This is a genomic window from Vibrio sp. B172a, from assembly GCF_030248355.1.
In the GTDB taxonomy this organism is placed as follows: domain Bacteria; phylum Pseudomonadota; class Gammaproteobacteria; order Enterobacterales; family Vibrionaceae; genus Vibrio; species Vibrio owensii.
In genome coordinates, this window is the sequence record NZ_JAHGAC010000006.1 from 74279 (window position 1) to 95932 (window position 21654).

A 21654-nucleotide genomic window follows, 5' to 3' on the forward strand; every position below is an offset into this window, starting at 1 on the left:
TACTATTTCGCACCGCAACGAATACCAACTGGAGTTACCGATATGCTAACCATCAACTCTGATGCAAAATTGAAAGACCTGCTTGAGTTCCCTTGTTCATTTACATACAAGGTAATGGGTCATGCAAAGCCTGAGCTTCCAGAGCTAGTTCTAGAAGTTATCCAGCGCCATGCTCCAGGTGACTACAGCCCAACAGTAAAACCAAGTGCTAAGGGCAACTACCACTCGGTGTCTATCAACATCACTGCAACGTCTATCGAGCAGGTTGAAACCCTTTACAAAGAACTGGGTGAAATCGACATCGTACGCATGGTTCTATAATTTTTTGATAAATTAAATTTTTTTTGAAAGCAGCTTCGGCTGCTTTCTTTTTATTTATCATATAGATAATGCAAACCAACTCATCTTTCAGTTAAAAATCTGTTACTCAGCTGTAGAGCATCGGGTTCATCCGGTTTATAATCCAAAAACTTTATTTATTAGCGACAGGAATTCCCATGCAACACCAACTTGTTGTGAAACGACTTGGACGCCAAGATTATGAGCCTGTATGGAAGGCGATGCATGAGTTCACTGACCAACGCACAGACGACACGCCTGATGAAGTTTGGTTGGTAGAGCACAACCCAGTATTCACACAGGGTCAGGCGGGTAAAGCCGAGCACCTGATTAATACGGGTGACATTCCTGTTGTTCAAAGCGATCGTGGTGGTCAGGTGACTTATCATGGCCCGGGTCAATTAGTCGCGTACTTCTTGATCAACCTACGTCGCAAGAAATTAGGAGTGCGAGATCTCGTTACGCACATCGAGAACCTCGTTATTAACACTCTTAAGGCATACAATATCGATTCTGCTGCGCGACCTGACGCTCCGGGCGTTTATGTCGACGGTAAAAAAATATGTTCTCTCGGACTTCGCATTCGAAAAGGATGCTCATTCCATGGCCTAGCGTTGAACGTCAATATGGACTTAGGTCCATTTTTACGTATAAACCCATGTGGCTATGAAGGAATGGAGATGGTTCAGGTTAGCCAAGTTGGTGGGCCAGAAGACATCGAAGCCGTGGAAAAACAACTAATACAAGAACTCGTTACTTTGCTTGATTACGAGCAAGTAGAATTCAGCACAGAAGCACCTTCTCAAGGTAACAAAGCATGAGCAAACCAATCCAGATGGAAAAAGGCGTTAAATACCGCGACGCCGACAAGATGGCATTGATTCCCGTAAAGAACATGCCTACAGAGCAGAAAGAAGTGCTACGTAAGCCTGATTGGATGAAAATCAAGCTACCAGCAGACAGCCAACGTATTCAAGACATCAAATCAGCAATGCGTAAGAACAACCTTCACTCAGTATGTGAAGAAGCATCTTGCCCTAACCTAGCTGAATGTTTTAACCACGGTACGGCCACTTTCATGATCCTAGGCGCGATCTGTACCCGCCGCTGTCCATTCTGTGACGTTGCCCATGGTCGTCCGCTTGCTGTTGAAGCTGAAGAGCCGAAGAAACTAGCGAAAACCATCGCAGACATGAAACTGAAGTACGTAGTAATCACTTCTGTTGACCGTGATGATTTGCGTGATGGCGGTGCAGAGCACTTTGCCAACTGTAACCGTGAAATCCGCGAGCTGAACCCGCACATCAAGATTGAAACACTGGTTCCTGACTTCCGTGGTCGTATGGATGTAGCACTTGATCTAATGAAAGACAACCCGCCAGATGTCTTCAACCACAACCTAGAAACAGCACCTCGTCTGTACCGTAAAGCTCGCCCTGGCGCGAACTACAAGTGGTCACTTCAATTGCTGCAAAAATTCAAAGAGCAGCATCCAAATGTACCGACGAAATCAGGTCTAATGATGGGTCTTGGTGAAACCAAAGAAGAGATCGTTGAAGTACTGAAAGACCTTCGTGCACATGGCGTAACTATGTTGACTCTTGGTCAGTACCTAGCGCCAAGCCGTCACCACTTACCAGTAGAACGTTACGTTCCACCTTCAGAGTTTGACGAGCTAAAAGAAATCGCACTAGAGCTTGGCTTCACTCACGCAGCGTGTGGTCCATTTGTTCGTTCTTCTTACCATGCCGATATGCAGGCTCAAGGTATCGAGATCAAATAAGCACTCGCTTGTTTTGAAAAGAAAGGTTGGCTCAGTGCCAACCTTTTTTGTATTTGGTGAGTCTAAACCACTCTCATTCCGATAACGAACCAGCTTCCCAAAACCAATAGCGCGCCATTCCGAAAAGCCTAAGCGATATCAGGAATCAGATTTCAGCGCACTCTAAACAACAGTGACAACAAGAGATTCCCTATCCCGCTCGTCCCTCGCTTGTAGGGAATGACGACGTTGGGCTCCTGAGCAAATCAAAAGTATATTCAGAGCCTAATAACCTCTTTCGTTTTCCACTCAAATACTCTCAAGCGTCCACATATAACAACTTGTCTCTCAGAAACCAAAGCTCGCCATTCCGAAGAGCCTAGGCGATATCAGGAATCTCGTTTAAACACACTCTAAGCTGATATTTCCATACGCTAGAAAAACAAAAAGGCCCTCAAATGAGGACCTTTCATCAATCAAATAATCAAACCGAATCGCAGAAATAGAACGAGTTCGCCTGAGTTATTTTCAAAAAATGTTATGCGTATACTGGTAGACGCTTACAGATTTCTAGAACTTTCTGTTTTGTCGCTTCGATAACTTCTTCGTTGCCGATGTTATCTAGAACGTCACACATCCAGTTTGCTAGCTCTTTCGCGTCATCTTCAGTAAAGCCGCGACGAGTAATTGCTGGCGTACCTACACGGATACCAGACGTTACGAATGGGCTGCGTGGGTCGTTTGGAACAGAGTTCTTGTTTACTGTGATGTTTGCTGCACCTAGCGCTGCATCTGCATCTTTACCAGTGATGTCTTTGTCGATTAGGTCAACTAGGAATAGGTGGTTCTCAGTACCGTTAGAAACGATCTTGTAGCCACGCTCTTGGAATTGACCAACCATTGCTTTCGCGTTTTTCACTACGTTAGCTTGGTAAGCTTTGAATTCAGGTTCCATCGCTTCTTTGAACGCTACTGCTTTTCCAGCGATAACGTGCATTAGAGGACCACCTTGACCGCCAGGGAATACTGCTGAGTTCAGCTTCTTGTACAGCTCTTCACCTTCGTTAGAAAGGATAAGACCGCCACGAGGACCCGCTAGCGTTTTGTGTGTAGTCGTTGTTACTACGTGAGCGTGTGGAACTGGTGTTGGGTACTCGCCTGCAGCGATTAGACCAGCAACGTGTGCCATGTCTACGAATAGGTAAGCGTCAACTTTGTCTGCGATTTCACGCATGCGTTTCCAATCAACGATTTGTGAGTAAGCAGAGAAACCACCGATGATCATCTTAGGCTTGTGCTCAAGCGCTAGCTGTTCCATCTCGTCGTAGTTAATTTGACCTGCTTCGTCGATACCGTAAGGAATAACGTTGTAGTGCTTACCAGAGAAGTTTACTGGTGAACCGTGAGTTAGGTGACCACCGTGCGCTAAGCTCATACCTAGAACTGTGTCGCCTGGGTTTAGAAGCGCCATGTAAACTGCGCTGTTTGCTTGAGAACCTGAGTGAGGCTGTACGTTCGCGTACTCACAGCCGAATAGTTGGCATGCACGATCAATTGCTAGTGCTTCAGCTTTATCTACGTACTCACAACCGCCGTAGTAACGCTTGCCTGGGTAGCCTTCAGCGTATTTGTTCGTTAGCTGAGAACCTTGTGCTTCCATTACACGTGGACTTGTGTAGTTTTCAGAAGCGATAAGTTCAATGTGTTCTTCCTGGCGAAGTGTTTCTTCCTGGATAGCTGCGAACAGTTCCGCATCGTAATCTGCGATGTTCATATCACGCTTAAGCATCTGTATCTCCTGACTCAGATTAGTACTGAAAGTTGCAAAAAAACCGACGAATGACCTAACGCAAACGTTTTCGTCACCGTAATGGCGCGCATTCTACATAATTTGATCTAGGTCATAAAGAGAAATTTACAATTTTTCTCATGCAGTTTTTTCATGATGACAAGTAAGGATTATCATGGCGATGTTGCAATCGTTTAACCAAGATCCACTAACTGTCAAATTTGTGCTTTACACCCTGTAAAACAACAATTACATAGGTTTACCGCAAATTTTACCCTCTAGCTACCGAAAAGATCATCTTTTTACTACTATGCACGCCCTATTTATCATTAACGACTGCATATTAGATGGAAAAACACTCAAGAAAAGAAGACTGGATGGCAATTCTTACAGGTACCTTTTTGGTAGCTCAAGGCGTTTTCTTTCTCCAATCCGCAGACCTCTTAACTGGAGGCACAACAGGATTGGCTCTGCTTATTAGCCAATTTACACCTTTTACGTTTGGTGTGCTTTACTTTTTAGCCAACTGTCCATTTTACTTGCTCGCATGGAAACGCTTTGGCCGTCGTTTTGCGATTAATAGTGCAATTTCTGGCGCTTTGGTTTCTATCTTTGCAGATAATCTGTATTTACTGATTTCACTCGAGTCGATTAACGAGATTTACTGTGCCGTGGCAGGTGGCTTGCTTATGGGCTTGGGTATGCTGATCCTATTTCGTCATCGCTCAAGTTTGGGTGGCTTCAACGTATTGTGCTTATTCATTCAAGATAAGTTCGGTATCTCAGTCGGAAAATCTCAGATGGCGATTGATGCTTGTATCCTATTTGCGTCTTTCTTCTTCGTCACACCTTGGGTTATCGGCCTATCGATTCTTGGTGCATTCGCACTGAACCTAGTGCTTGCGATGAACCACAAACCACATCGCTATTCTGTGAGCTACGGTTCATAACCTTTCTATAATAATTGGAGCGCAATTTATAAGATTTTGCGCTCCAATGCCTATATAATATCTCGCCATTTCCTAATCACTCACGATGGTATGCGCGACTTCCTACAACAAGCCAAACAAACCAACAGTCAGATTGTTATTGGCGAACTGATCTACAACCCAGAGACTCAAACGCTTCACAAGCAAGCGGTCGTTATCGATCTTGAGCCGCGTAGCATCGAGTTATTAGAGCTGTTGCTCACCAGTGTTGGCCACCCGCTGTCTGCAGAAACCATCATAGAGACCATTTGGCAAAGTAAATTCATTTCAAAGAATGTACTTACCAATCGAATCAGTACTCTTCGAGCCTTGCTACAAGAGCACTTGCCAGAGCATGATGCCGCTAAGCTATTGGTGACCTACCCACGTAAAGGCTACTTCCTCAATCCAGCGAACGTTCAACTGCTGCCACCAGCAAAGTCGAGCAAGCGCAAAGCCAAACTCGCCAATGAGGGTGAAGCCCCCTCTTCACGTAAACTTGGGGTTGTTTATGGCTTATGTGCTTTATTCGCGCTGATCAGTATTGGGCTGAGTGTGGCTCTCTGGCAACAACAAGGCATTTCCACTCAGCAAACGCGTAACCAACTGCTGATCCCGAAAGTCGAGCTTCTCCTAAATCGTGTCGATGCGATAGGCACTGCGGCACGTGAGTATCGTACCGTGGTGAAAGCCATTTTGCTCCAACAGCAAGTCGAATACCCTTATACTGATATTGCTAACCAAGATGCTCCGAGCTACTTTCTCGATCCAATCAACGAGACGCCTTATTTCCCCGGCGCCCGCAACATGCAGACCAGTGATTATCAGCTCAATATCGAACTCAAAGACAGCCCGACAGAGGGCATGATAAAAGCGCAGATGAACCTGATTTACCCAGCGACAGGAAAATTAGCGTTTCGAAATCAGTACGTCCTACGTATCGACCACCTGCAATCAGACTTATTCCGCTTACACAGCGACATTGCTCAGTACTTCAATCTACCAGAACCTTCAAAAAGCACTTGGCACTTTACTGACACACACGAAAAGATGTTGCTCGACGAGCAGTTTTCCAACGCACCAATTGAGCACATGGACGAGTTCACTGCTATCACCATCGCTCGTCATCTTGCGTTGTACGAACAAGATAAAACCAAGCTAGAGGAATACCTCACTCAGGCTCAATCGGAATTTGATGTCCTCCCCGACGAGCTGAGTTTGTGGCTTGGTATCTTGCACTACAAGTTAGGTAACCTCGATAAAGCCAAAACGTTACTGACGACACCAGCTGGCGACTCACGAATTCAAAACGCCTTGGTGTACACCTTCGTTTCTCATATCGCTTACAAGCAGAATAAGCTCGACCAATTCCGTCTCAATTACATGGAGTCTTTGGTGGCTCTGCTACGCGTCATGCCTTCTGAAGAATTATTCAGTCGCTTGTCACAACCAGAATCAAAAGAGACCTGCTTACAACCTTGGACGAAACTGCGTGTCAGCATTAAAGAGAAAGAGATTGTGATGCGTTGGAAGGCGCTAATCGAAGAATACTGCACGAATATCGACGCTGAAATTACTCCAGATAAAACAAAGACCTAAATATAAAATTAAGCTTTCATTAAACTCTGTTAGCTTTTGTTTTTTGCCCTTTTTCTGCCACAAAACTTAGCATGGCGACATTCAAATAACGGCTCGATTTATCAGCCTTCTAAAATTAGGAATGTAAACTCATGCTTAAAAAAATGACGCTTATCGCAGCAGCTACGATCGCACTTTACGGCTGTGGTGGCGGCTCTTCTTCTGGCTCTTCAAGCGGCAATAAAGGTCCACAAAACAGCTTTGATTACCCGATTTCAAACTCATCTTTTGCACCAGTATCAACTACAAAATTGCGCTATGACATTGCTTCTGATGAACAGCAAATCGGTACAGTGACGATGGACTTTGAGGCAATGAGCAGTCAAGAGCTTATTGATGCTTTGTCTAACATTCCACAATCGGCACCTGTGATTCAAATCATCCACGATCTGGTTAACAACGGTATCACTCAATTTTATCTGTCTGAGCAAGTTGAAGAGAATGGCGAAGACGATAAGTCGATCTACTTTACCGGCACCGATGGCGCACTACACGAAATTACCGATGCTTACCTTGTTAACCGTATCTCTATCGCAATGCTTATGGATAGCAGCCCTGTGTTTCGCGTGGAAGGTTCGACGGTTAAGGAGAAAGATCCGAACATTGATATTAGCGTAAACACCATCTCTATTGATTTATCGCTGAATGGTGAACAAGTGGCTAACCTTCTGAATGATTTTGAGGATCACGAATGGGTAGAACAGCTGCCGGATAACGCAAATTGCAAAGCTTGGTGGAGCCAACAAATCACTGAGACAGGTGCGCGTAAAACCTTCTCTGTATCTGGTCAATCGATTGAAGCGGCATACCTAACCGAGAAGAACACCTACAACCTAAGATGTGATGGTATGGATTCAATGGAATTTGAAACATCAGCAGAGCGTTGGTTTAACCCTGCACTAGGCTTGATTGAGCAAGTTGAACTGTTGAAAGCCGAACAGACTCAAATCAGTGAAGAGAAAGCAACTCTGAGCAAGATCGAGAAAGCATAAACCACAATCTCATCTCATAAAAAAAAGGCTTTGGGGAGCACTCCAAAGCCTTTTGTTTAGGATCGAGATCCTTAGGGGTATTTTTTATTTGCCTTTAAGATTCAATCAGCAAGATGCGTGTTTCGTAAGGACGCAGAACTTGGTGATTGGAAGCAATCGCGCTGGTAGTATTCTGATAGTTGGAAAGCAGATTCTTGGCTTTGCTCATATCAAAGCGCTCTGGTAACACACACTCCACTTCTTCGCCGTAGTAGTTGTTAATACACAACAGCGTTTGCTTGTCGTTCTGACGAGCGTAAGCAAAAATACGTTTGTGCTCTGGCAGCAAGTCCTCGTAACGACCATCAGTGATCACCGGAACCTGTTTACGCAGTTCAATCAAGCGCTTGTAGAAGTAGAACACCGAGTTCAAATCGGCAATCGCGGCTTCCGCGTTGATCTCAGAATAGTTCTGAGCCACCTCTAGCCACGGCTTACCTTCAGTAAAGCCCGCATGTTTCGCGCTGTTCCATTGCATTGGCGTACGTGAGTTATCACGCGACTTCTGTGCCAAAATCGCCATCATGTCATCGTGAGATACGCCATCGCGATTGACCATAATGTCGTACATGTTCGTGCTTTCAACATCGCGATATTGGCTGATTTCGGTGTAACCCGGGTTGGTCATGCCGATCTCTTCACCTTGATAAACATAAGGCGTGCCTTGCATCATGTGTACCGATGCCGCAAGCATTTTGGCAGATTCAACACGGTATTGTTCGTCGTTACCTAATCGGCTCACAACGCGTGGTTGGTCGTGGTTACACCAAAACAGCGCACCCCACCCTTTGCCATTTAAGCCGGTTTGCCAGTGGTTGAAGATCTGTTTCAGTTGGATGAAATCAAACGGCGCTTTCGTCCATTTATCACCATTCGGGTAATCGACTTTCAGGTGGTGGAAATTGAACACCATCGACAGCTCTTTGCCATCTTGCGCTGAATACTGCTGGCAATGCTCTAGCGTGGTGGAAGACATTTCACCTACCGTCACGCTGCCATATTTTTGGAACACGGCTTCACTGATCTCTTGAAGGTATTCGTGCACACGTGGACCATCCGTGTAGAAACGGCGACCATCACCAATATCGTCACTTGGGAAATCTTGCTGCTTGGAAATCAGGTTGATCACGTCAAGACGGAAACCATCGACACCTTTCTCTGCCCAGAAGCTGATGACTTCTTTCACTTCTTCACGCACTACCGGATTTTCCCAGTTTAGGTCCGCTTGCTCTTTAGCAAAAAGGTGCAAATAGTACTGACCCGTTTTTTCATCCAGCGCCCAAGCGTTGCCACCAAACTTAGATTGCCAGTTGTTTGGCTCTGCACCATCTACCGGATCTTTCCAGATGTAGTAATCACGGTACGGGCTGTTTTTATCACCCAGTGCTGATTGGAACCACTTGTGTTCTGTCGAAGTATGGTTGACCACGATATCCATGATGATTCGAATACCCAGTTGGTGAGCCTCAGCCAACAGGGTATCGAAATCTTGCATGGTGCCGAAATCTGGGTTGATCGCGTAGTAATCGGAAATGTCATAACCGTTGTCGATCATTGGCGATTGATAAACCGGCGTCAGCCAAATCGCATCCACACCAAGGTGTTTTAGATAATCCAGTTTAGAAATGATCCCTTTAATATCGCCCGTGCCTTTACTTCCACTGTCACAAAAGCTTTTTGGGTAAATTTGGTAGATGGTTGCGGTTTTCCACCAGCTCTCATCATGCTTGGTCATTGCCATTTCTAACGCTCACTTACCATTAAACGGAACTTTAAAAATCTTAAAAAATAGAGGAGATAAACGAGGTAGCCAAATAGCCGCCTCGGTTTGAATTACGCGTTAGCGGTTTCTAACTCGCCTTTCATCTGTGCGCGCTTATACAACACAAGCGTCAGCGCTACAGGAACCACAATCGCCACCAACATCGCCAGAGCAAATACGCCCCAGAACTGCGGTTGGATAGACAAGATGCCCGGCAAACCGCCCACACCGATACCGTTCGCCATCACACCTGCGCTGCCACAGATAGCAGCTGCAATCGCACTACCGATCATCGCGCTTAACATTGGGAATTTGTATTTCAAGTTGATGCCGTACATCGCTGGCTCAGTCACACCAAGGTAAGCTGAGATAGCCGCAGGTACTGAGATATCACGCTCGCCATGTTTTTTACTGATGATAATGATGCCAACTACTGCAGACGCTTGAGCAATGTTTGAAAGTGCAATCAGAGGCCAAATTGGCGTACCACCTAGCTCTTGCATCAGTTGAAGGTCAACCGCGTTGGTGGTGTGGTGAATACCGGTAATTACCAATGGCGCGTATAGGAAGCCGAAGATGGTTGAACCAATCATTGCGAAGTCACCTGTCATGGCTGCTTTTGCTGCGAAAGCAACGCCGTCACCCAACATACGACCGAATGGGCCAATAATAGAGTGCGCAAGAATCACAGACACAATGATAGAAACAAACGGCACGACCACTAGGTAAAGATAAGACGGAATGATGCGTTTTAAGTTGGTTTCAATAAACGCCAGTGCCATACCAGCGAGCATTGCCGGAATCACTTGCGCTTGGTAGCCCACTTTCTCGATGGCGAATAGGCCAAAGTCCCATACTTCAGGCACTTGCTTACCAATTAGATAGGCGTTCATTAACTGTGGCGAAACCAGCGTGACACCCAATGTGATACCCAGAATTGGAGTACCGCCGAGTTTTTTCACTGTCGACCAACACACGCCAACCGGTAGGAAGAAGAAGATCGCCTCACCAATCAGCCATAAGAAAGAGTGTACCGTAGCCCAAAACTGGCTGATTTCCGTTAGCGTTTGACCATCAAACATCTTGATGTCGCCAATCACGTTACGGAAGCCAAGAATCAGACCACCGGTGATGATCGCAGGTAGCAGTGGTACAAAGATTTCAGCAAGGTGGGAAATACCACGCTCAACGATGTTCATGTTTTGACGAGCAGCGTTCTTAGATTCATCTTTGCTCGATTCACTTTTGCCGCTTAGCTCGATCAGTACTTTGTAAACTTCATCAACTTCAGTGCCGATGACGACCTGAAATTGACCTGCGTTGGTAAAGCAGCCCTTCACCATAGGCAGTGCATCTAACTGTTTTGTATCGGCTTTGTCAGTGTCATTCAACACGAAACGCAAGCGAGTTAAGCAGTGGCTTACACTGGCAATATTGTCCGATCCCCCGACCAGCTCAATAAGACGCTGTACATCTTGACGCGCAATCTTACTCATAACTTTGTCCACCCTGTATTGGATACATTCAATTCATCGTTTTATTTTTATAATGGGAACATTCCCATTTGATGATTTTAATAGTGCCATTTCGCATTCAAAAACAAAATGGGAACAGTCCCATTAATTGAGAATGATCACAGTATAATTTTAGAGCAGATCATCGAAAGGTGGATTAATGACGGATAGGCTGCTGGGTAAAATGCACCACAGACTCATCACCATTTAATTGATTAATCAGCATGTTAGCAGCCTTTTCACCAGCGTGAGAGTAGCCTGGATCCACACTGAAAACATTAGGGAAGAGGAATGAAAGTAATTCGTTACCACCGACACCGGTAACCACCACATCTTCACGTCCCACTTCTTGCAGACGTTTAATTACACCGAGAGCGATAGTGTCACTGGCACAAGCAATGGCTTGTGTATCGGATTGAAGGACTTGATCCACTAGCTGATAAGCACTTTCGTGGTTGAGCTTGCCAGTTTGAAAGCAAGGTTCGATGCGCTTTTTTTCACACCAAGATTGGTAAGCATTAAGGCGAGCAAGACCCGTAGTACGGTCTTCTGGATCAACACCAATGTAGGCAATACGAGAAATAGATTGTTGTTCGAGATGAGAGAGCGCCATATCGATAACGCCTTGGTTATCGTAGTTGATCGAGGAAACCATTTTCGTGTCCATCGCGATCACGACTATGCGATTGCCCCACTCCGCCAAAGCTTGCTCATCACATCCAGTAAAGCCAAACACAATCACCCCATCGACATTGCGACGCTTAAGCACATCCAAATGCTCATTGGTTTTATCGCGGTCGAATTGGCTCTCCATGATCACCACGTCATACCCTGCTGAGTACAAAGCGTTGAGCATGGTCCCAACAGCGCGGTTTTCTGATGGTGAATCCAAACGAGAGATGATCACGCCGATCACTTTTTGACTGCCACCACGCATCGACTGCGCAGACTTTGATGGGACGTAGCCTGATTCACGAATGATTTGCTCTACCTTCTCACGCGTTTGCGGTTTTACCTTGGGATCATTGGTAAGTACACGACTAACCGTCGATTTGCCCACGCCAGCCAATTTCGCGATATCAAGAATGGTGAGTTTTTTGCTCATAAGTGTTCAGACTAAAAGAAGGAATCAAACAAAAGGGAAGCAGCGGCTTCCCTTATCTCAGTCAGTAATGAAGATTACTTGTTTAGGTACGCAGGCACGTCTGCAATGCTATCTAATACTACCGTTGCAATCGCTTCGCCTTGTTCTGTTACTGGCTTACCAGTGCGAACCAAAATCTTAGTGCCAACGCCTGCTGCTTCTGCTGCCATCATATCTTCGGCTTTGTCGCCGATCATCACAGATTTCTCCATGTCGATCTTCAAGAAGTCACGTGCAGAAATGAACATGCCCGGTTTTGGCTTACGGCACTCACAATCTTGCTTGTACTCACCAATACCATGCTCTGGATGGTGTGGGCAGTAGTAGATGCCGTCAAACTCCACGCCATTATCAGCGAAGTTCCAGTCCATCCACTGAGTCAGAGATAAGAAACGGTCTTCGCTGAATTTACCACGTGCAATGCCAGATTGATTGGTCACAAGCACCAACAGGTAGCCTTTATCTTTCAGCGCTTTTGTCGCTTCAAAGACACCGTCAATGTACTCAAAATCATGTTCGTCATGAACGTAGCCGTGGTCAACGTTGATCACGCCGTCACGATCGATAAAAACAGCAGGTTTTGCCAAAACGTATTTCTCTATTTACTCGGTTTCATCAGATTATTACATACCTTATAAGCACTCACACTATCTAATTGGCGTGAGTGAGCGACAAAACAGTTGATTTGTCGCCCGAGAATCGGTAAATCTTGAATATCCCTCTTTTATATTCCTTTCCGCCAAACATCCTCTGTTTTATTTTCCCAACAGAACATCCATACATTTAGACGTCTAGACGTAAAAATATCTATTGACTTACTACTGCTTAACCCATAGCATCAACTGAGAATTGAGATAGAGTTCAAAATTTACTCCTGTTAAAAGCCGTTTTTAACAGCGAAGTTCCCAGTATCTCTGTGCAGGTTGAAACATGATAGAAATAAAAAACGTCAATAAAGTGTTCTACCAAGGCAGTAAGGAAATTCTTGCCCTTAAGGACATTAATCTAGATATCGCGAAGGGCACCATCTTTGGTGTTATCGGCTCATCGGGCGCGGGTAAAAGTACCCTGATCCGTTGTGTGAACATGCTGGAAGCCCCAACATCGGGTTCCATCATCGTAGATGGCGTTGATCTAACCAAATTAAGCAAAAAGCAATTGGGAGAAACTCGCCGTAATATCGGGATGATCTTCCAACACTTTAACCTGTTGTCGTCTCGCACCGTTTTCGACAATGTCGCACTCCCTCTTGAGCTAGCAGGCAAAGACAAATCGCAAATCACAACAAAAGTGACTGAGCTACTTAAGCTTGTTGGTCTTTCAGACAAGCATGAAAGCTACCCAGCAAACCTAAGTGGTGGTCAAAAGCAACGTGTGGCAATTGCACGTGCACTGGCATCAGACCCTAGCGTTCTGCTGTGTGACGAAGCAACCAGTGCGCTGGATCCAGCAACGACTCAGTCCATCTTAGAACTACTAAAAGAAATCAACCGCAAGCTAGAAATCACCATTCTTCTGATCACTCACGAGATGGAAGTGGTTAAGAGCATCTGTCACGAAGTGGCGATCATCGGTGATGGTGAACTAGTGGAAAAAGGCACCGTTGGTGAAATCTTCGCGCATCCGAAGACTGCGCTGGCACACGAGTTCATTCGCTCTACTTTGGATCTTTCTATCCCAGAAGATTACCAAGCACGCTTACAAACCACGCGCGTAGAAAACAGCTACCCATTGGTTCGCCTAGAGTTTACTGGCGCAACCGTGGATGCTCCTCTGATGACGCAAATCGCTCGTAAGTACAACATCGACGTGAGCATCCTAAGTTCTGATCTCGATTACGCTGGCGGCGTGAAGTTCGGCATGATGGTCGCAGAACTGTTTGGTAGTGAAGAAGACGATAACGCAGCAATTGAATTCCTGCGTGAGCACAACGTGAAAGTAGAGGTACTTGGCTATGTCCTTTAATACGATTTCTGAATGGCTGAGCTTAAACAGCAACCTACTTTTGGGCGCAACGTGGGAAACCTTTTACATGGTGGCGGTTGCAGGCATCGTTGGTTTCGCGGTTGGTATTCCTCTTGGCGTGATTCTGCATACCACTAAGAAAGGTGGCCTGCTGGAAAACACCAAACTCAACGGCATTCTTGGCGCGATCGTCAACGTGGGCCGCTCGGTTCCTTTCCTAGTATTGATGGTTGCGATTATCCCAGTAACCAAACTGTTGGTTGGTACCTTTATCGGTACAACAGCAGCAATCGTACCTTTGACCATAGGTGCTATCCCATTTGTGGCGCGTCTAATTGAAGGCGCACTACTGGAAGTTCCATCAGGTTTGGTTGAAGCCGCGCAGTCTATGGGTGCGACACCAACACAAATCATCACAAAAGTTCTGCTTCCTGAAGCAATGCCGACTATTGTTAACTCAGTGACGATTACCCTAGTAACACTAGTAAGCTATTCAGCAATGGCGGGGACAGTAGGCGGCGGCGGTCTTGGTGACGTAGCCATCCGTTATGGCTTCCACCGTTATGATGTAGTCATCATGGCCGTGACTGTCGTGATGCTGATTGTGCTAGTACAAATTATTCAGTCTATCGGTGATGCAATCGTACGCCGCGTAGACCACAGATAAGAATTGAAAATACCAATTATAAGGAGATAAAGATGAAATTTAGCCTTAAGAGTCTTTTGACTATTGCAACTGCCGCTTCTGCACTGGTTCTTGCTGGTTGTGGCGAAAAAGAAGTTGACGTGAACAAAGTAAAAGTTGGCGTTATGGCAGGTGCGGAAGCACAAGTTGCTGAAGTTGCAGCAAAAGTTGCTAAAGAGAAATACAATCTGGATGTTGAGCTTGTTACCTTTACTGATTACGTAACACCAAACGCAGCGCTAGATGATGGCTCAATCGACGCAAACGCGTTCCAACACAAGCCATACCTAGACCAGCAAGTTGCTGACCGTGGCTACAAACTAGTAACGGCTGGTAACTCTTTCGTATACCCAATTGCTGGTTACTCTAAGCAAGTAAAATCAGTGGATGAGATCGAAGATGGCGCTCGTATCGCGGTACCAAACGATCCAACCAACCTTGGTCGTTCACTTCTACTTCTTGAGCAACAAGGTCTGATCGAACTGCGTGATGGCGTTGGTCTACAAGCAACAGTACGTGACATCGTTGGTAACCCGAAAAACATCACTATCGTAGAGCTAGATGCAGCACAACTTCCACGTTCTCTTGATGACGTAGCGGTTTCTATCATCAACACGACTTACGCAAGCTCAATCGACCTAACACCTGAGCGTGACGGTATCTTCGTAGAAGACAAAGAGTCTCCATACGTAAACCTTATCGTTGCTCGTGAAGACAACGTTCAAGCAGCTAACGTACAAAACTTCGTCAAAGCATACCAAACTGATGAAGTTTACGAAGCAGCGAAAGACATCTTCAAAGGTGGCGTAGTGAAAGGTTGGTAATCCCCTCTTTCTACAAGACTTGAAACTTAAAAAGGGCGCTCATCGGAGCGCCCTTTTTGCATTTGCTTTCGTTGCGGTTTTATATCGCTAGAACAGCTGAACTTCGTCTTGCTCAACCTTCTTTTGCTCCTGTTCTGGCTGCGTATCCACTTGCGGATGTTTAAACACATAAGGCGCTAAAAACGCAGTAAAAGGGATAGTAAGCACAATGCCTACACTGCCCGCTAACGCATTCACCACTGCGAGTCCTACCAGCGGCATGTTCATAAACTGGCTTGCTGGCATGTTAAGTCCCCACACCATCATGATGGTCGTTAATGAGCCACCAGCAAACGCCAAAATCAAGGTGTTAGTCATGGTGCCCATGATGTCTCGACCAATGTTCATCGACGCTCTAACCAACTGCTTTGGTTTGAGTTTCGGGTCGGTTTGTTGCAGCTCCGCGTACGCAGATGCAATCGAAATCGCAACGTCCATAACAGCGCCAAGTGCCGCAACGACAATCGTCACGAACATCAACCAACGGATGCCCATCTTCACCGACGTTAGGTAAATCACGTCTTCGCCTTTGTCGAGGTAAATGCCTGACAAGTGTGCCATTTCACCAAACCACTGCGCCATTACACCCGCAGCGATTACGCCCAATAACGTGCCGCCCATGGCGCATAAACTCTTCCGGTTATAGCCAGAGACGAGAATAAAGCTGACCACGATGATCACCACCATCAATAAGATGCTGACCAACATCGGATTCCAACCCGCAAAAATACTCGGCACCAACACGCCAACGATCAAGGCCGCTGTAAAATAGAGCGCGACCATTGAGTTGATGCCCTCTTTCTTACCAAAGCTCAGCAGCAACGCACAAAACAGCGCAAGCATCAGGTAAATCGCGTCTGATCGTTTGTGGTTATACGCCCAATAAACCGTACCATTGGTGGTTTCGCGGATCATCATAATGAAACTATCGCCTTCACTGACATACACATTGTGCTGGCGACTAAGAGGATTGGTGACTTCCACCTCTAAGCCTTCGCTCTCTCCCTCAAGGATTTTTGCCATGAAAACTTGTTTGCCTGTCATCACATCTGGCACGAGCGGGTCTGGCGCAACATGGTTGGAAATCGAACGTGTGACGGTCGCTTCAACAAACTCTTGTTGCTGACGAGATTTAGGACGGAAATCTTCACTCCACGAAGAAGAAAACTGAAAGATAAGCGTGGAGATAAGGGTAATCAGTAGGGTGAAACCCCATCGGTTATAGATTCTTTTGATCATGAAGCACTCTTCTACATCACTCACTCAAACAGGCTTTGCCTCTGGTGAGTAAAATTAGGCGCGGTAAAGATTACCGCGCCCACATGCAGGATTAATGAGTTGGGTTACAACCTGCGACTTTCTCATCAAGGGTCGCCGCGTCTTTGTTAGGGTTAACAAAGTAGCTAGACGAATCATTGATGTTCACAGACTTAACAATCGCTGGGTATTTCGGGTTTTCCAAGTCAATCGAGACACAGATTTCCATGTTCTTCAATTGATCCCAAAGCGCTTTGCCTTCGCCCTCACGCAGTGTCGTGATATCACCGCTTGGTAGGTATTGAGTGAATGACCAGTTACCAACGCTGCCACTGAAATCTGCCACGTTGATACCTTTGTTCTCTTCAACATAAGCCGTCAGCATGTCGCGAATTGCGTACACTTGTTCGTTCACTGAGTCATAGAACACGTCGTCTTTGCTCGCCCAACCAAACTTCTGGATTTGCGAACCAAAGCGGTAGCTGTTCATCGCCACTTTGTAAGTTGCGTTTGGATCGAACTGCTCGCCACCAATGCTGGTGATGTTTACGCGGCTACCTTCATTCGTCACCGTGTTGTTTTCATCCAACTCTAGAGACGGTTTACTCAGATCCACAGTGAACTCGATGTCACCATCGAATTGATCGTACAGGTAAGCTGGCGCGCCTTTCTTAAACGACACCGTAATGTCACCCGGTTGATACTGGTTGAAGTAAGAGTATGACCACTCAATGAAGCGTTTTAGGTTCGCACCTGTCATCTCAACGCCAAGCAAGGTGTTATCGTACTTGTACAAGTTGGTCGATTTACCTTTGGTGTACACTTCACCATCGATCAGGTTAGATTGATCAGAGAAAAGCGACGCAGCAGACACAACCGCACCATTACCTTTACCGACAGCATCTTCGATTTTCTGCATTTGGATTTGGTTAATCACGTCCATTAATGGCGTATCCACCACTTTCGCAAGGTGAATCGTCGAGTACAAACGCTCTGCCGTGTAGTTGTAATCCGTCGCAGTCGCTTCATCAGGATAACCTGTTGTGCTTGGTGTGAAGTTACCCGTTACGCGGCCAAGTTCGCGAGTTGCGTCTTCAATCGAGATATCGTCCACGTATTGGAATTTCGCTTGCAGCGCTTGATCTTCTTCCACTTTCTTCGTGCCAATATTGGTCAATGTGGTGTCTTCCATCGTCCACTTACCATCGACTTTCTTCAATTGAATTTCAGCTTTCGCTAGGTAAGCCCCCCACTTGCCTGGTTCAATGATTTTCACGCTTTGCGCGCGATTATCTTGGTTGTATTCGCCAGACTTCGCTTTATCTTCAATCAGCGTATTTTCACCGCCAATTTCTGATGTGGATTTGCTGATTGGTGTAACAGTGCCGTCAGCATTCACTTGCTCGATGTAGTTTGCGTGTTCGTGACCCGCTAAGATGACGTCGAATTTATCCGCCATTGCAGACGCGATTTCGTAAACACCCACACCACCGTCTTCTTGGCGGCCAAGGTGAAGCGCACCCACAATCACATCTGGATTGTACTTAGACACCAGTTGATCAACCGCTTCTTTGGTTGCATCCAATTCGTTCTCAAACTTCAAGCCTTTGAAGTGATCCGGTGCAGACGCTTCCCAGTTCGGCACGTTCGATGGCGTTAGACCAACGATCGCCACTTTCACACCTTCCACTTCAAACATTTGGAACGCGCGAATGTAGTTCACATCGTTGCTTTCCCATTTGATGTTTGAAGACAGTACCGCACCATTAAAATGATCGAGGTTGCGATCGACAAACGAACGCTCAAAGTTGAATTCATGGTTACCTGGTACCCAAACGTCAAAGCCAAGAGAGTTCATGCTCTCGACCACTGGGTGAGTTGGATCATCGTTGAATAGTTGCGCGGAGTTGCCCTGAACCGTATCACCGATATCAATCAGGATCATGTTTGGATGTGCCGCTTTTTGATCAGCAAGCAAAGTGGCCACACGAGTAATACCCGCGTCATCGTCTTCTGCGTTCAGCGCGTAGTCAAAACCAAACAAGCGACCGTGTAGATCCGATGTTGCTGCGATAGCAATGGTTACTTCATCCGCTTGTGTTGCTTCACCTTTCACAACCACATCTGGCGTGTTGGTTAGTGTTTTACCTTCTGCGACTACAGGGCTGTAATCCGACGGTACTTCTACGTACTTGGTGTCATCATCGTTACAACCAGCCATTAAGCCGACAACAACAATGCAGACTAGGCTTCGTTTAAATAAAGTCATCTCAATTCCTTCCAGATTATTTTTTTATATATATTTTCGGAAGGGGCCCTCTTCCCAAAACCTCAAAAAGGATATGGATATTATTTGAAATTTTTGAGAAGCAAACGTTTCAATGCTTATAAAGCATGCAACTGAGTTACATTTTTCTTTAAATGTGAACAAAGATCACAATCAAGGGGATGAGAGGAATGGTCAGTGAAAATGCTTTTTGAATCAATATATTGACAAAATCAATAATAGATAATTTGACTACGCGGCTTCGATCCATTTATCGCGATAGAAAAAAGCTGGCATAGACGCCAGCTTTAGAAAATAGACTACTTGATGTGGTCCCAAGAGATGTTGGAAACGATTCGGCAATCGTCGCACTTAAAGTAGAAGATGTCGTGCAGCGGTTCATCGAGTAACCACTCACCACCACACTTTGGACACTTGCGCGCTTTTTCAGCTTCAAGTGACTCACCGCCAACTCGGTATTGGTAGTAATACGTCGGAATCTTAGTGAGGTATTCAATACGACCTCGCAAATCCCAACCTCGGCGGAACAGCACACTGTCAGCATCGCAAATTTCGTGCAATGCCGCATGTTCTGCACGACACCCGCCAGCCATTTGGATTTCATCACACGCTTGCCATTCGGTTTGCCATTTCACCACTGCTTTGTGGTCACCATTCAGTGTTGCCCCATTGCGGTACAGTGGAATTGGCAACAGTGTCTCGCCGCTGCGCAGTGGAGAACAAGTATGAACGTACGTGGTGTAGAGCACTTGCCAGCTTGGTGTTTCTTCTTCCGCCGCTTCTTCTGAGTTCAAATCACGACCCAACATACGCATTTTCGGCGCAAGCAGCGACGCTTCCGACAAACGATTCATGCACACTTTGACGAAGTCAGAATGGTAGCGAGGATGCAAACTGTCTTGCTCTGGGCAAACGACGCGAACATAAAACTCGCCATCACCCATCACGATAGGAAACTCACGACCAAGCACCTGACCGTTGTAGCGCAATGCGTCCATCAGACCATTAATCGCTTTATCAACCGCGCTTACGGTGGTGTTATCAAAACACTCAAACTGCAACTCAACAACGTACATGCTTACACCGCTGCCTCAAGTTTGCTTAGAAACTCGGTCAGTGTTTCAGCCAATACGTCACGTTTATCAGAACCCAAGCGCTCAAGAATGACATTGCCAGTTAAGTTACAGATTGAAATCACATCCAGCTCGGCATCGGTCGCTGCAATAAATACCGTCGGTTTTAGTTTTAGACGACGCTGAGTCACAAGGTGACCAAGAATGTTCTCTTGCAGACGAGTAAAGTCATCATCACTCCATACTTGCAGCAGTGTCAGTTCATTGCCTTGCCAAGTCGCTTCCATATCCGCGCTGTATTGCGAACCATAGAAAAGCTTGATGTCTTCATGCAACGTCAATTCAATAGCGTTCTCAACGTTGGTGAAATCTGCCATCTCTTCACGTGGAACCGATTTCCACAAAACGACCTCATCACGTTTCTCTTCTACACACGGAGAAACAAGATCAGCAAGCTCTTCACTGCGTGGCAGTTCGTTGTGTTTGTCTTGCCAAGCTTGTTGGTAGCGCAGGCTAAAGTCCTGTAGAGCCTGAGGAACGGTTTGGGTCATGAAGGTCTCCTGGTTTGTTTTTATCAGGTTGCGGTATCTGCCGGATGGCAATTAATCAGCGGATTCAGTAAAATTCTCGCCATTCTAATCGAAAATGACCACAAAGTATGAGCAAATATTCTGACGCTAAAGAGCTTGCTGGCCTGACTCTGGGTAAAAAGACCGAGTACGCAAACCAATACGACGCAAGCTTGCTGCAACCTGTACCTCGCAGCCTAAACCGTGATGACCTTGAACTTGGCGACAGCTTGCCGTTTATGGGCCACGACATTTGGACGCTGTACGAGCTATCTTGGCTAAACAGCAAAGGCTTGCCTCAAGTTGCGGTTGGCGAAGTGTACATCCCAGCGACCAGCGCAAACTTGATTGAGTCAAAGTCGTTCAAACTGTACTTAAACAGCTACAACCAAACGCGTTTCGCTACTTGGGAAGAAGTGACTGAGCGTTTGACGCAAGACCTATCGACATGCGCAGGTGAGCAAGTACTTGTGGAAGTAAACCCAGTAACGCATTACACCAACCAACCTATCGTGACGATGGAAGGTGAGTGTATTGACGACCAAGACATCGAAATCACCAGCTACGATTTTGATGCTGCACTGCTTGAAGGTGCGGCTGGTGATGAGCAAGTAGAAGAAATTCTTCACAGCCATCTACTGAAATCTAACTGTCTGATCACCAACCAGCCAGACTGGGGCAGCGTAGAGATTCACTACCAAGGCGCTAAGCTTGATCGCGAGAAGTTGCTTCGTTACCTCGTTTCATTCCGTGAGCACAACGAGTTCCACGAGCAATGTGTGGAGCGTATTTTCACTGACCTGATGAAGTACTGCCAGCCAACGAAACTGACGGTATTTGCACGTTACACACGTCGTGGTGGTTTGGATATCAACCCTTACCGCTCAACGCAACAAGACAAGCCCGCGCACAATAACCGCATGGCGCGTCAGTAATCTGAGTTGAGAATCAAAAGTGCTTGAGTTCCACACTCAAAAACTAATTGCTTAAATACTCAAAAACGCTCAG

Annotated in this window: 19 protein-coding genes; 10 read left to right on the forward strand and 9 right to left on the reverse strand. The window is 46.1% G+C overall.

The window, feature by feature from the left end:
* The first annotated feature begins 42 nt into the window (after positions 1 to 42).
* The 3 genes from ybeD to lipA all read left to right on the forward strand — a co-directional run bounded on the left by ybeD (position 43) and on the right by lipA (position 2122).
* Entirely contained in the window at positions 43 to 321 is a 279-nt protein-coding gene (gene ybeD, locus KIT90_RS07730) for a DUF493 family protein YbeD (protein ID WP_005384135.1), read from the forward strand.
* A gap of 176 nt (positions 322 to 497) precedes the next feature.
* Positions 498 to 1160 (forward strand): lipoyl(octanoyl) transferase LipB, encoded by a 663-nt coding sequence (gene lipB / locus KIT90_RS07735; RefSeq protein ID WP_005438575.1) that lies wholly within the window; start codon positions 498 to 500, stop codon positions 1158 to 1160.
* Complete coding sequence (gene lipA, locus KIT90_RS07740) at positions 1157 to 2122, forward strand: lipoyl synthase (RefSeq protein ID WP_005438574.1); 966 nt, start codon at positions 1157 to 1159, stop codon at positions 2120 to 2122. The genes lipB and lipA overlap by 4 nt, the downstream gene beginning before the upstream one ends.
* A gap of 517 nt (positions 2123 to 2639) precedes the next feature.
* On the opposite strand, the gene glyA is transcribed toward lipA, so the two are convergent.
* A complete protein-coding gene (gene glyA, locus KIT90_RS07745) occupies positions 2640 to 3890 on the reverse strand; it encodes a serine hydroxymethyltransferase (RefSeq protein WP_005440106.1) in 1251 nt (416 codons plus the stop codon).
* 347 nt (positions 3891 to 4237) lie between these two features.
* Between glyA and KIT90_RS07750 the strand changes: the two genes are divergently transcribed.
* From KIT90_RS07750 to KIT90_RS07760, 3 genes are all read left to right on the forward strand, one after another.
* Complete coding sequence (locus tag KIT90_RS07750; RefSeq protein WP_009705643.1) at positions 4238 to 4840, forward strand: YitT family protein; 603 nt, start codon at positions 4238 to 4240, stop codon at positions 4838 to 4840.
* A 90-nt stretch (positions 4841 to 4930) separates the two neighbouring features.
* Positions 4931 to 6457, forward strand: a complete 1527-nt coding sequence (locus KIT90_RS07755) for a winged helix-turn-helix domain-containing protein (RefSeq protein WP_285376088.1) — start codon at positions 4931 to 4933, stop codon at positions 6455 to 6457.
* 131 nt (positions 6458 to 6588) lie between these two features.
* Positions 6589 to 7488 carry a hypothetical protein gene (locus KIT90_RS07760; protein WP_285376089.1) on the forward strand — a complete coding sequence of 300 codons (900 nt, stop codon included), beginning with the start codon at positions 6589 to 6591 and terminating at the stop codon, positions 7486 to 7488.
* A gap of 94 nt (positions 7489 to 7582) precedes the next feature.
* Here the strand turns inward: KIT90_RS07760 and treC are convergent, their stop codons facing one another.
* The 4 genes from treC to gmhB all read right to left on the reverse strand — a co-directional run bounded on the left by treC (position 7583) and on the right by gmhB (position 12534).
* Positions 7583 to 9268 (reverse strand): alpha,alpha-phosphotrehalase, encoded by a 1686-nt coding sequence (gene treC / locus KIT90_RS07765; protein WP_285376090.1) that lies wholly within the window; start codon positions 9266 to 9268, stop codon positions 7583 to 7585.
* Positions 9269 to 9360: 92 nt separating this feature from the next.
* On the reverse strand, positions 9361 to 10785 hold the full coding sequence (gene treB, locus KIT90_RS07770; protein WP_005440120.1) for a PTS trehalose transporter subunit IIBC: 1425 nt from the start codon (positions 10783 to 10785) through the stop codon (positions 9361 to 9363).
* A 175-nt stretch (positions 10786 to 10960) separates the two neighbouring features.
* Positions 10961 to 11908, reverse strand: coding sequence for a trehalose operon repressor TreR (gene treR / locus KIT90_RS07775; protein ID WP_285376093.1), 948 nt, complete (start codon positions 11906 to 11908; stop codon positions 10961 to 10963).
* A gap of 74 nt (positions 11909 to 11982) precedes the next feature.
* Entirely contained in the window at positions 11983 to 12534 is a 552-nt protein-coding gene (gmhB, locus tag KIT90_RS07780; RefSeq protein ID WP_005381961.1) for a D-glycero-beta-D-manno-heptose 1,7-bisphosphate 7-phosphatase, read from the reverse strand.
* A gap of 343 nt (positions 12535 to 12877) precedes the next feature.
* Between gmhB and metN the strand changes: the two genes are divergently transcribed.
* From metN to KIT90_RS07795, 3 genes are read left to right on the forward strand one after another with little or no spacing between them, the layout of a single operon-like run.
* Entirely contained in the window at positions 12878 to 13912 is a 1035-nt protein-coding gene (metN, locus tag KIT90_RS07785) for a methionine ABC transporter ATP-binding protein MetN (protein ID WP_005440122.1), read from the forward strand.
* A complete protein-coding gene (locus KIT90_RS07790; protein WP_009705638.1) occupies positions 13902 to 14579 on the forward strand; it encodes a methionine ABC transporter permease in 678 nt (225 codons plus the stop codon). Before metN ends, KIT90_RS07790 begins: the two co-directional genes overlap by 11 nt.
* A 32-nt stretch (positions 14580 to 14611) precedes the next feature.
* The gene (locus KIT90_RS07795; protein ID WP_285376096.1) at positions 14612 to 15421 is read left to right on the forward strand and encodes a MetQ/NlpA family lipoprotein; all 810 of its coding nucleotides are present in this window, start codon (positions 14612 to 14614) and stop codon (positions 15419 to 15421) included.
* An 87-nt stretch (positions 15422 to 15508) separates the two neighbouring features.
* On the opposite strand, the gene KIT90_RS07800 is transcribed toward KIT90_RS07795, so the two are convergent.
* From KIT90_RS07800 to syd, 4 genes are all read right to left on the reverse strand, one after another.
* A complete protein-coding gene (locus KIT90_RS07800; RefSeq protein WP_285376097.1) occupies positions 15509 to 16699 on the reverse strand; it encodes a YibE/F family protein in 1191 nt (396 codons plus the stop codon).
* A 91-nt stretch (positions 16700 to 16790) separates the two neighbouring features.
* Complete coding sequence (locus KIT90_RS07805) at positions 16791 to 18986, reverse strand: bifunctional UDP-sugar hydrolase/5'-nucleotidase (protein WP_285376098.1); 2196 nt, start codon at positions 18984 to 18986, stop codon at positions 16791 to 16793.
* Positions 18987 to 19303: 317 nt separating this feature from the next.
* Positions 19304 to 20080 carry a Zn-ribbon-containing protein gene (locus tag KIT90_RS07810; protein ID WP_005440128.1) on the reverse strand — a complete coding sequence of 259 codons (777 nt, stop codon included), beginning with the start codon at positions 20078 to 20080 and terminating at the stop codon, positions 19304 to 19306.
* Positions 20081 to 20082: 2 nt separating this feature from the next.
* Positions 20083 to 20628, reverse strand: a complete 546-nt coding sequence (gene syd / locus KIT90_RS07815; protein ID WP_132697816.1) for a SecY-interacting protein — start codon at positions 20626 to 20628, stop codon at positions 20083 to 20085.
* A gap of 107 nt (positions 20629 to 20735) precedes the next feature.
* Between syd and queF the strand changes: the two genes are divergently transcribed.
* On the forward strand, positions 20736 to 21581 hold the full coding sequence (queF, locus tag KIT90_RS07820; protein ID WP_285376101.1) for an NADPH-dependent 7-cyano-7-deazaguanine reductase QueF: 846 nt from the start codon (positions 20736 to 20738) through the stop codon (positions 21579 to 21581).
* Positions 21582 to 21654 lie beyond the last annotated feature (73 nt).

Coding starts and splice junctions, on each gene's coding strand:
- KIT90_RS07810 (WP_005440128.1), bottom strand. CDS start 20,080: ATGTACGTTGTTGAGTTGCAGTTTGAGTGTTTTGATAACACCACCGTA.
- KIT90_RS07805 (WP_285376098.1), bottom strand. CDS start 18,986: ATGACTTTATTTAAACGAAGCCTAGTCTGCATTGTTGTTGTCGGCTTA.
- ybeD (WP_005384135.1), top strand. CDS start 43: ATGCTAACCATCAACTCTGATGCAAAATTGAAAGACCTGCTTGAGTTC.
- KIT90_RS07795 (WP_285376096.1), top strand. CDS start 14,612: ATGAAATTTAGCCTTAAGAGTCTTTTGACTATTGCAACTGCCGCTTCT.
- KIT90_RS07760 (WP_285376089.1), top strand. CDS start 6,589: ATGCTTAAAAAAATGACGCTTATCGCAGCAGCTACGATCGCACTTTAC.
- KIT90_RS07790 (WP_009705638.1), top strand. CDS start 13,902: ATGTCCTTTAATACGATTTCTGAATGGCTGAGCTTAAACAGCAACCTA.
- KIT90_RS07755 (WP_285376088.1), top strand. CDS start 4,931: ATGCGCGACTTCCTACAACAAGCCAAACAAACCAACAGTCAGATTGTT.
- glyA (WP_005440106.1), bottom strand. CDS start 3,890: ATGCTTAAGCGTGATATGAACATCGCAGATTACGATGCGGAACTGTTC.
- metN (WP_005440122.1), top strand. CDS start 12,878: ATGATAGAAATAAAAAACGTCAATAAAGTGTTCTACCAAGGCAGTAAG.
- lipA (WP_005438574.1), top strand. CDS start 1,157: ATGAGCAAACCAATCCAGATGGAAAAAGGCGTTAAATACCGCGACGCC.
- KIT90_RS07800 (WP_285376097.1), bottom strand. CDS start 16,699: ATGATCAAAAGAATCTATAACCGATGGGGTTTCACCCTACTGATTACC.
- treB (WP_005440120.1), bottom strand. CDS start 10,785: ATGAGTAAGATTGCGCGTCAAGATGTACAGCGTCTTATTGAGCTGGTC.
- treR (WP_285376093.1), bottom strand. CDS start 11,908: ATGAGCAAAAAACTCACCATTCTTGATATCGCGAAATTGGCTGGCGTG.
- lipB (WP_005438575.1), top strand. CDS start 498: ATGCAACACCAACTTGTTGTGAAACGACTTGGACGCCAAGATTATGAG.
- KIT90_RS07750 (WP_009705643.1), top strand. CDS start 4,238: ATGGAAAAACACTCAAGAAAAGAAGACTGGATGGCAATTCTTACAGGT.
- queF (WP_285376101.1), top strand. CDS start 20,736: ATGAGCAAATATTCTGACGCTAAAGAGCTTGCTGGCCTGACTCTGGGT.
- syd (WP_132697816.1), bottom strand. CDS start 20,628: ATGACCCAAACCGTTCCTCAGGCTCTACAGGACTTTAGCCTGCGCTAC.
- treC (WP_285376090.1), bottom strand. CDS start 9,268: ATGGCAATGACCAAGCATGATGAGAGCTGGTGGAAAACCGCAACCATC.